Source organism: Streptomyces mexicanus (assembly GCF_902506575.1).
Lineage (GTDB): Bacteria > Actinomycetota > Actinomycetes > Streptomycetales > Streptomycetaceae > Streptomyces > Streptomyces mexicanus.
Genome location: NZ_LR732544.1, coordinates 5547650 through 5557759 on the forward strand (window position 1 = coordinate 5547650; position 10110 = coordinate 5557759).

Below are 10110 nucleotides of genomic sequence, written 5' to 3' on the forward strand. Positions count from 1 at the left end.
GTGACCAACTCCGTCACCCTGTGCAACCAGCCCCCTCCCAGCGGTCCAGCATGGTCCCGTGCACCCTGGCGGGAGACCGGGCCCAGGGCTCGCAACAGTACTCCATTTGGACCACGTGCGTGGATTGGCGCGCCGCCCAACTTCTGGCAAGGGGTGGGACTTGGCCGTCCCTGACCCGTTTTCTCGATCATGAACGTGGCGTACTTCACGTAATCGCCAGAAACGGAACTAACGGTTTCGTCCGTACGTCCCCTTCTCGTGCAGTCGGACGGTCACGTCCTGAAGATCATGGTCATGTACGAGAAAGGCAGGCAAGGTCCGGGAATGCGAGGAAGACCCGACACCGGTGACGCACCGAGCACGGTGCCGGACACGGGACAGCCGGACGCGGGACGGCCGGGCGCAGGACAGGAGGTGCGCAAGCGGCGCATCGACCTGAACGTGCCCCAGGTCGCCGGCAGTGCCCTGGCGGCGGTGGTGGCCGCGAAGCTGGCCTCGTACTTCGGTGTGTACGGCACGATCCTCGGGGCCGGCGTCGTCAGTGTGATCGCCACCTGCGGCGGCCCGGTCTTCCAGCACTTCTTCCGGCGTACCGGGGAGCAGTTGCGCACCGTGACGGCCTCGCGGCCCGCCGTCGCTCCCACCCCCACGGCCACCATGAGGCGCACCGCGGCCACGACCCAGGCGCCCACCCAGGCCCCCACGCTCGTCCAGGCCCCCGACGGCGGGACCCGGCCGGCACCGGGTGAGTACACGGAGCCCACCGTGTACCGCACGCGCAGGCGCGCCTGGAAGCGGCCGGTCGTCGCGGCGGCCCTGGTCTTCGGGGTCACCATGGGCGGCATCACCGTCTACGAACTGGTCTCGGGCGACAGCTTCAGCGGCGGCCACGGCACCACCGTCGGCAACGTCGTGACCGGCCACCACACGTCCTCCACGCCCTCCGGGGACGACACCCCGCAGCCGTCGGACGGTTCCACGACCGGCCCCGGCGCGGGCGGGACGGCCACACCGGGCGGGGGCACGGACTCGGGTCGGAGCCCGGACGCCGGCCGCGACGGCGGTGCGACGGCCACTCCCACGCCCACCCCCGACCCCAGCGGCGACGGATCCCCGAGCGGCGACGGCGGGACACCGGGGACGGACGGCAGCGGTGCCACGGACGGCACCGCGGGCACGGACGGCACCGGAACCGGCCCGACGACGCCGGCGCCCGTCCCGCCCGCTACGACCCCAGCACCCTCCGCAAGTAGTCGTTCTGGAAGCGGCGCTCAGGGTCCAGCCGGTCCCGCAGCGCGGTGAACTCGCCGAAGCGCGGATAGATCCCGGAGAAGTACGCCGCGTCCCGCGTGTGGATCTTGCCCCAGTGCGGGCGGCCCTCGTGCGCGGTGAAGACGCGCTCGGCGGCGGTGAAGTACCGCTGGTAGGGGGTGCCGCGGAACATGTGGACCGCGACGTAGGCGCTGTCGCGGCCGGAGGCGGTGGACAGGGTGATGTCGTCGGCGGGCGCGGTGCGCACCTCCACCGGGAAGCTCACCCGCACCCCGGAACGGTCGACCATCGCCTTCAGCTCGCGCAGGACCTCGGGCAGCGCCGCGCGCGGGACGGCGTACTCCATCTCCACGAACCGCACCCGGCGCGGGGAGGTGAAGACCTTGTACGGGATGTCGGTGTAGGTCCGGGCGGACAGCGCCCGGCTGGAGATCCGGGCGATCGCCGGAACGGTGGCGGGCACCGCGCGGCCGACCCAGTTGGCCACCTGGAACACGCCGTTGGACAGGAACTCGTCCTCGAACCAGCCGGCCCACCGGCCCACCGGGTTCTCCGGGCCGGCGCTGCGGTTGTTGCGCTTGGTGTTGGTGTTGCCGGTGTGCGGGAACCAGTAGAACTCGAAGTGCTCGTTCTCCGCCCACAGCTCGTCGAACTCCGCGAGCACCTTCTCCAGCGGCATCGGCTCCTCACGGGCGGTGAGCAGGAACACCGGCTCCACGGCGAAGGTGACCGCCGTGACGACGCCCAGCGCGCCGAGGCCGATGCGGGCCGCCGCGAAGACGTCCGGGTTCTCCTTCTCGGAACAGGTCAGGACCGAGCCGTCCGCCGTGACCAGTTCCAGGCCCTTGATCTGGGCGGCGATCGAGGCGGAGTCGCGGCCGGTGCCGTGGGTGCCGGTGCTGATCGCCCCGGACACCGTCTGCTCCATGATGTCGCCCATGTTCGTCAGGGACAGACCCTCGCGCGCCAAGGCCATGTTGAGCCTCTTGAGCGGGGTCCCGGCCTCAACGGTGACCGTCATGTTCGCGCGGTCGATGCCGCGGATCCCGGTCAACAGATGAGGGCGGATCACCATGCCGTCCGTGGCGGCTATGGACGTGAAGGAGTGGCCCGTGCCGACGGCCTTCACCCGCAGTCCGTCCTCGGCGGCGCGGCGTACCGCCGCCGCCAGTTCCTCCACCGAGGCCGGTGTCACCTCCCGCGCGGGACGCGCGGTGACGTTCCCGCCCCAGTTACGCCACGTGCCGCTGTTCCCGCTCGCTGTGCTGCCCAACGGTGCCTCCCCGACCCGGAGCCGGCCTGCCGAGCCGGCGGTAACCGAGGAAACCGACCACGACCGCGACCGCCCCGGACACCGCCGGGACCCCATACCCGGCCCGCGCGCCGGCCGCGTCGATCACCGATCCGGCCACCGACGACCCCAGCGCCACCCCGACCGCGAGCCCGGTGCTCACCCAGGTCATGCCCTCGGTCAGGTGCGCGCGTGGTACGTGCTCCTCGACGAGGGCCATCGTCGTGATCATGGTGGGAGCGACGGACAGGCCCGCGACGAACAGCGCCACGGCCAGAAACGGCAGGGTTCCGACCAGTAGGAGGGGGATCATACTCACGGCCATCGCACAGATGCCCAGCAGCCAGCGGCGGGCGGGCGGCCCGGGGGGCCGCAGCAGCCCGAACAGCACGCCCGCGGTGCACGACCCCGCCGCGTACAGAGCGAGCACGACGCTCGCGGCGCCCTTGTGCCCCCGCTCGTCGGCGAAGGCCACCGTCACCACGTCGACCGCTCCGAAGATCGATCCGGTCGCCACGAAGGTGGCCACCAGCACCTGCAGCCCGCGCGCTCGCAGCGCCGAGCCGCCGCCGTGGTGCTCGCGCGGATGCGGCGCGGGCTCGGTGGCCCGCTGCGCGGTCAGCCAGAAGACGCCCACCGCCAGGAAGCACGCGGCCAGCAGCGGACCGGCCTCCGGGAACCAGGCCGTGGACAGCCCGATGGAGACGATCGGGCCGAAGATGAAGCAGACCTCGTCCACCACCGACTCGAACGAGTAGGCGGTGTGCAGCTGCGGGGTGCCCCGGTACAGCGCCGCCCAGCGGGCCCGGACCATCGCGCCCAGCGACGGCACCGAGCCGATCCCGGCCGCGCACACGAACAGCACCCAGTCCGGCCAGTGGAAGTAGGCCGCCAGCAGCAGCCCCGCCGCCGCGGCCAGGGCGACCAGCGTGGCCGGCCGCAGCACCCGGCGCTGCCCGTACTGGTCGACCAGCCGGGATATCTGCGGGCCCAGCGCGGCCGCGGCCAGCGCGATGGTCGCCGACAGCGCGCCCGCCAGCCCGTAGCGCCCGGTGAGCTGGGAGATCATCGTGACCACGCCGATGCCCATCATCGACAGCGGCATCCGGCCGAGGAACCCCGCGGCGGAGAAGCCCTTGGAGCCGGGGGCGGCGAACAGGGCGCGGTAGGGGCTGGGCACAGGGTCTCCGGGAGGGGCGGTAAGGCGCTAACAGGGCCGATACAGCTTACGACCGAGGTGACCCCGACGCACGTGCCCATGCGGGTCGGGATCTCGCCCGTCAGTGCCGGATGGCAGGATCGAGACATGCCAGACGCGCTCGATGTCACCCCGTACGACGCCCTGCTCCTGCTCTCCTTCGGCGGCCCGGAGGGGCCGGACGACGTGGTCCCGTTCCTGGAGAACGTGACGCGCGGGCGCGGCATCCCCAAGGAACGCCTCAAAGAGGTGGGGCAGCACTACTTCCTGTTCGGCGGGGTCAGCCCGATCAACGCCCAGAACCGCGCCCTGCTGGACGCCCTGCGCAAGGACTTCGCCGACCACGGCCTGGACCTGCCGGTCTACTGGGGCAACCGCAACTGGGCGCCGTACCTCACCGACACCCTGCGGGAGATGGTCCGCGACGGCCACCGCCGCATCCTGGTCCTGGCCACCAGCGCCTACGCCTCCTACTCGGGCTGCCGCCAGTACCGCGAGAACCTCGCCGACGCCCTCGCCACCCTCGAGGCCGAAGGGCTCGAGCTGCCGCGGATCGACAAGCTGCGCCACTACTTCAACCACCCCGGCTTCGTCGAGCCCATGATCGACGGTGTGCTCGCCTCCCTCGCCGACCTGCCGGCCGACGTCCGCGACGGCGCCCACATCGCCTTCACCACCCACTCCATCCCGACCTCCGCCGCCGACACCTCCGGCCCCGTGGAGGAGCACGGCGACGGCGGCGCCTACGTCCGCCAGCACCTGGACGTGGCGCGGCTGATCGCGGACGCCGTCCGCGAGCGCACGGGCGTGGACCACCCCTGGCAGCTCGTCTACCAGTCCCGCTCCGGCGCCCCGCACATCCCCTGGCTGGAACCCGACATCTGCGACCACCTCGAGGAGCGGCACGCCGCCGGCGTCCCCGCGGTGGTCATGGCGCCCATCGGCTTCGTCTCCGACCACATGGAGGTCCTCTACGACCTCGACACCGAGGCCAAGGCCAAGGCCGAGGAGCTGGGGCTGCCGGTGCGCCGCTCGGCCACCGTCGGCGACGACCCCCGCTTCGCCGCCGCCATCCGCGACCTGATCGTGGAGCGCGCCGCCGTCGAGCGCGGGCAGCAGGTCACCCCCTGCGCCCTGGGCGCCCTCGGCGCGAGCCACCACGTCTGCCCGGCCGGCTGCTGCCCGGCCCGTGCCCCCCGTCCCGCCGCCGCGGGCGCCGACAGCCCCTACGCCTGAGGAATCCCGTGACCGACGCTCTGCACACGGAACTGCTCCAGCTCGCCCTGCAGGCCGCCCGCCGGGCCGGCGACCTGCTCCGCGACGGCCGCCCCGCCGACCTCGCGGTGGCCGCCACCAAGTCCAGCCCGGTCGATGTCGTCACCGAGATGGACCTCGCCGCCGAGAAGGCGATCACCGACCTGATCGCCGACCGCCGCCCCGACGACGGCTTCCTCGGCGAGGAGGGCTCCTCCTTCGAGGGCACCAGCGGCATCCGCTGGGTGATCGACCCGCTCGACGGCACGGTGAACTACCTGTACGGCCTGCCCACCTGGGCCGTCTCCATCGCCGCCGAGCAGGACGGCCAGGCCGTCGTCGGCGTCGTCGCCGCCCCCATGCGCGGCGAGACCTTCCACGCGGTGCGCGGCCGCGGCGCCTGGGCCACCGGCGCCTGGGCCGGCGAGCGCAAGCTGAGCTGCCGCCCCACCGCGCCCCTGGACCAGGCCCTCGTCGCCACCGGCTTCAGCTACGTGGCCGAGGTCCGCACCGAGCAGGCCGAGGTGGCCCGCCGCCTGCTCCCGCTGGTGCGCGACATCCGGCGCGGCGGATCGGCCGCGATCGAGCTGTGCGACGTGGCCGCGGGCCGCCTCGACGGCTACTACGAGCGCGGCCTGAACCCCTGGGACTACACCGCGGGCGACCTCATCGCCCGCGAGGCGGGCGCCCTGACCGGCGGCCACCCGGGCCGGCCGGTCTCCCCGGAGCTGACGCTCGCGGCCACCCCCGGCGTCTTCGAGCCCCTCCAGCGGCTCCTGGCGGACTTCGGGGCCTGAGGCGACCGCCCGGGCCGCCGGGCCGGTCCCTGGACGTGCGAAACCCCGGCAGCTGGATCTGCCGGGGTTTCGCGTGCGCGCGGCCGCACAGGCTGGTCAGACGCCGGACGCGCCGACTTCCACACCGTGTTCGGCGGCGAGGCGGCGCAGGTCGTCGAGTTCGCCCAGCTCCACCTCCACGAGGAAGTCGTCGCCCTCGTCACGAGCCCGGGTCAGGTCGGACTCGGTCGCCTTTATGCGCTGCAGAAGTCCTGCGGTGAATGCGTCCATGCTGCGCCCCCTCGTCCTGGGTCGTGGGTCGGTGGCACGGGGGTGTGCCGTTCGGAAGGGGCGATCACGTCTCCAGTAGGTGCCCAGCCGCTGCCCTGGCCGGGCGGCGACGGTGCCGGACACCCACGCCCACTCTGCGGGTGATCGCGGGGTACCGCATGGTCGTGCGGCACATGCAGAGCGTGATCGCGGGGTGTAAAGCCGTCCTCCCCACACTCCCTCCCGCGGAAACCTCAACCGCACGAGAAAATTCGGCATTCCCCGCGTCCCCGCCCCGGCGGTCTCCCGTCCGGGGCGGGGACGCGGGGAACGTCCGGGGCCGCTCCCGCGGGCCGCCCGCCCCCCGCCTTACTGCCGACTTATGGCCGAAAAGGGCAGGATGGAAGACACACACCCATGCAGACCCCTGCCCGCGTGCGCCCTGAAGGCGCCGCGCCGGGCGGACACAGGAAGGACAAGCGACGTGCGCGTACTCGTCGTCGAGGACGAGCAGCTGCTCGCCGATGCGGTGGCCACCGGACTGCGCCGGGAGGCCATGGCCGTCGACGTCGTGTACGACGGTGCGGCCGCCCTGGAGCGCATCGGCGTCAACGACTACGACGTGGTCGTCCTCGACCGCGACCTCCCGCTGGTGCACGGCGACGACGTCTGCCGCAAGATCGTCGAGCTGGGCATGCCGACCCGCGTGCTGATGCTCACGGCCTCGGGCGACGTCAGCGACCGGGTCGAGGGACTGGAGATCGGCGCCGACGACTATCTGCCCAAACCGTTCGCGTTCAGTGAGCTGACGGCCCGCGTGCGGGCCCTGGGCCGGCGCACCAGCGTGCCGCTGCCGCCCGTGCTGGAGCGTGCCGGGATCAAGCTCGACCCCAACCGCCGCGAGGTGTTCCGCGACGGCCGGGAGGTCCAGCTCGCGCCGAAGGAGTTCGCCGTGCTGGAGGTCCTGATGCGCAGCGAGGGCGCGGTGGTCTCCGCCGAGCAGCTGCTGGAGAAGGCCTGGGACGAGAACACGGACCCGTTCACGAACGTGGTGCGCGTCACCGTGATGACCCTGCGGCGCAAGCTGGGCGAGCCTCCGGTGATCGTCACCGTGCCGGGCTCCGGCTACCGGATCTGATGCCCGGTGGCCGCCACTCCCGCGCCGCCTCAGGCGCCCCCGAAGCCCACCTGGGATCCGCGCCGGCCGGAGCCGCCCTTCCCGTGGCTGCGCCCGACCATCCGGATACGGCTGACGCTGCTGTACGGCGGCATGTTCCTGATCGCGGGCATCCTGCTGCTGTCGATCATCTACCTGCTGGCCGCGCAGGCGCTGAACGCCGGCAGCGACCTGCCGTTCAAGATCGTCGAGGGCAAGGTCACCAGCACCATCTGCAATCTGCCGGACCAGGCCTCGCCCAGCGAGTTCAACAACGCGATGAACGCGTGCGTGAACCAGCAGCGCCAGCACGCCCTGGACGACCTGCTGAGCCGATCGCTGCTGGCCCTGCTGGGCCTGGCCGTGATCGCCTTCGCCTTCGGCTATGCGATGGCCGGCCGGGTCCTGTCGCCGCTGGGCCGCATCACCCGCACCGCCCGCGCGGTGGCCGGTTCCGATCTGTCCCGGCGCATCGAGCTGGACGGGCCGGACGACGAGCTGAAGGAGCTGGCGGACACCTTCGACGACATGCTGGAGCGGCTGCAGCGGGCCTTCACCGCCCAGCAGCGCTTCGTCGGCAACGCCTCCCACGAGCTGCGCACCCCGCTGGCGATCAACCGGACGCTGCTGGAGGTGCAGTTGTCCGATCCGAACGCCCCCGTGGAGCTGCAGCAGCTCGGCAAGACGCTGCTGGCCACCAACGAGCGCAGTGAGCAACTCGTCGAGGGCCTGCTGCTGCTCGCCCGCAGCGACAACCAGATCGTCGAGCGCAAGCCCGTGGACCTGGCGGAGGTGGCCTCCCAGGCCATCGACCAGGTGCACGCGGAGGCGGAGGCCAAGGACGTGACGATCCGCGGCACGCGCAAGCCCGCCGTGGTCCAGGGCAACGGCGTGCTGCTGGAGCGGATCGCGCTCAACCTGGTCCAGAACGCGGTGCGGTACAACGTGCCGGAGAAGGGCTGGGTGGAGGTCACGACGGACGTGCAGCACGGTCAGGCGGTCCTGGTGGTCACCAACACCGGGCCGGTGGTGCCGGCGTACGAGATCGACAACCTCTTCGAGCCGTTCCGGCGGCTGCGCACCGAGCGCACGGGCAGCGACAAGGGCGTGGGCCTGGGGCTGTCCATCGCGCGCTCGGTGGCCCGTGCGCACGGCGGGCACATCTCGGCCCAACCCCGCGAGGGCGGTGGGCTGGTGATGCGCGTCACGCTGCCCGTCTGACCGCGGGCACCCGGCCCGGTCTGAGATCATGGGGGGCGACGCACCGGAATGTTCGCTCTGCGCGGAATTTCCGGTGGGACGTCGCGACCACTTCCTGTGTGATCGATCACATGCACGGATTTCCGGCCATCTACTCTGCGTCATCGTGAGACGTGGAGAAATGACGGGAAAGTCCGGGTTTTCAGGGGTCGAGATCACGGGAAGTACACGGTGAGACCGCTTTGAAGTGCGGTGTTCGCACCGTGTACGGTCCCCATCGCCATCCAAGCCGATCACTCTTGAGGAGTCCGGTTGGGTGTCGATTGAGTAACAGACCTTGATGTGAGGCAAAATCTCCGCCTCGGGTCGGGCACAAGACCGGCCTCTCACGCGTTACGTGCGCTGGAGACACCGCAGACACCCAGAGGGGGAGAGCGACATGGCAACCGATTACGACACTCCACGCAAGACCGACGACGACGTCGACTCGGACAGCCTTGAAGAGCTGAAGGCCCGGCGCAACGACAAGTCGACCTCCTCGGTGGACGTCGACGAGTTCGAGGCCGCCGAGGGCCTGGAGCTGCCCGGCGCCGACCTTTCCAACGAGGAACTGGCCGTCCGGGTGCTGCCCAAGCAGCAGGACGAGTTCACCTGCATGAGCTGCTTCCTGGTGCACCACCGCAGTCAGCTGGCCCGTGAGAAGAACGGCCAGCCGATCTGCCGCGACTGCGACTGAGGCAGGGTCGGCCGTGACCGGCTCGACCCCTCCTTGGAAGCGCCGCTTCCCCCGCAGGGGAGCGGACCACCCGGAGTCGCTCGACGGCTCTCACGGCGCGCGTGACCGCGAGCGGGGACCGTCCCGGCCGTCCGAAGGGACGGATGCGCAAGCAACGCCGGGACCGGCCCCGCTCGACCAGGTGCCCGGGCGCGGTGAACCGACCGCCCCGGCGGTACGGCCCGCGCCCGCAGCCCGGCGCAGAGCGGCGGCGATCCGCAGCCGGGCGGCCGAGGCCACCCGCAGCGGCGTCCACCGCACCCCCAGCCGCGCCAGGGCCGCGCTGGGGCACCTCACCGACCGGATCATCGACATCGCCCCCCGGGTCCCCGTACGGGACCTCGCCACGCTGCGTCGGCAGTTCCCGGGCCTGGGCCCCGAGGAACTCGCGGACAAGCTCGTCGCGGGCGCGGCCGCCGGTTCGTCCACCGTCGGAGCGGGCGTCGGCGCGGCGGCGATGCTGCCCGTGCCGCCCGCGATGCCGACCGAACTCGCCGCGGAGATCACCGGTATCGCGGCGATCGAACTGAAACTGATCGCCGAGCTGCACGAGGTCTACGGGGTACGGCCCCCCGGGAATCGGGCGGCCCGCAGCGCCGCGTCCCTGTCCTCCTGGTCGGGGGAGCGCGGCATCGACGGGCTGAAACCGACGACCTTCGACACGGCCCTCGGCGGCCAGATGAAACGCCGGCTGCGCCAGCAGATCATGAAACGCATGGTGCGGGACCTGCCGCACCTGATGCCGTTCCTGGTGGGCGCCGCCGTCGGCGCCGTCGTCAACCGGCGCGACACCAAGAAGCTCGCCGCGCGCGTCCGCGAGGACCTGCGCAAGATCCAGGTGCCCTGGGACAGGCTGCCCGAGCTGCCCGCCCTGGAGACCCCCGAGAACCCGCTGCCGCTGCCGGAGCCCGGCACCCC

General features: G+C 72.0%; 10 protein-coding genes. 7 read left to right on the top strand and 3 right to left on the bottom strand.

The genetic code is table 11. The features are described from left to right. The first annotated feature begins 324 nt into the window (after positions 1 to 324). Positions 325 to 1302: a hypothetical protein gene (locus GV126_RS24850; protein WP_236570096.1), complete on the top strand. Its 978-nt coding sequence runs from the start codon at positions 325 to 327 to the stop codon at positions 1300 to 1302. On the opposite strand, the gene GV126_RS24855 is transcribed toward GV126_RS24850, so the two are convergent. Both GV126_RS24855 and GV126_RS24860 read right to left on the bottom strand, forming a co-directional pair. After that, the gene (locus GV126_RS24855) at positions 1226 to 2545 is read right to left on the bottom strand and encodes a D-arabinono-1,4-lactone oxidase (protein ID WP_159670779.1); all 1320 of its coding nucleotides are present in this window, start codon (positions 2543 to 2545) and stop codon (positions 1226 to 1228) included. The genes GV126_RS24850 and GV126_RS24855 overlap by 77 nt on opposite strands. Beyond that, positions 2505 to 3743, bottom strand: coding sequence for an MFS transporter (locus GV126_RS24860; protein WP_159670782.1), 1239 nt, complete (start codon positions 3741 to 3743; stop codon positions 2505 to 2507). The genes GV126_RS24855 and GV126_RS24860 overlap by 41 nt, the downstream gene beginning before the upstream one ends. A 126-nt stretch (positions 3744 to 3869) precedes the next feature. Between GV126_RS24860 and GV126_RS24865 the strand changes: the two genes are divergently transcribed. Further along, the gene (locus GV126_RS24865; protein WP_159670785.1) at positions 3870 to 4997 is read left to right on the top strand and encodes a ferrochelatase; all 1128 of its coding nucleotides are present in this window, start codon (positions 3870 to 3872) and stop codon (positions 4995 to 4997) included. An 8-nt stretch (positions 4998 to 5005) separates the two neighbouring features. Continuing rightward, positions 5006 to 5812 carry an inositol monophosphatase family protein gene (locus tag GV126_RS24870; RefSeq protein WP_159670788.1) on the top strand — a complete coding sequence of 269 codons (807 nt, stop codon included), beginning with the start codon at positions 5006 to 5008 and terminating at the stop codon, positions 5810 to 5812. 96 nt (positions 5813 to 5908) lie between these two features. Here GV126_RS24870 and GV126_RS35890 read toward each other — a convergent pair whose 3' ends face one another. After that, complete coding sequence (locus GV126_RS35890) at positions 5909 to 6082, bottom strand: hypothetical protein (RefSeq protein ID WP_185948182.1); 174 nt, start codon at positions 6080 to 6082, stop codon at positions 5909 to 5911. A gap of 463 nt (positions 6083 to 6545) precedes the next feature. Between GV126_RS35890 and GV126_RS24875 the strand changes: the two genes are divergently transcribed. The 4 genes from GV126_RS24875 to GV126_RS24890 all read left to right on the top strand — a co-directional run. Next, positions 6546 to 7199, top strand: coding sequence for a response regulator transcription factor (locus GV126_RS24875; protein ID WP_028424348.1), 654 nt, complete (start codon positions 6546 to 6548; stop codon positions 7197 to 7199). Between the two features lie 6 nt (positions 7200 to 7205). Then, positions 7206 to 8438, top strand: coding sequence for a sensor histidine kinase (locus tag GV126_RS24880; RefSeq protein WP_159670791.1), 1233 nt, complete (start codon positions 7206 to 7208; stop codon positions 8436 to 8438). Between the two features lie 418 nt (positions 8439 to 8856). After that, positions 8857 to 9153 carry a DUF4193 domain-containing protein gene (locus GV126_RS24885; RefSeq protein WP_003997302.1) on the top strand — a complete coding sequence of 99 codons (297 nt, stop codon included), beginning with the start codon at positions 8857 to 8859 and terminating at the stop codon, positions 9151 to 9153. Positions 9154 to 9166: 13 nt separating this feature from the next. After that, a partial coding sequence (locus GV126_RS24890; protein ID WP_201299871.1) for a hypothetical protein occupies positions 9167 to 10110 on the top strand: 944 nt, incomplete at its 3' end.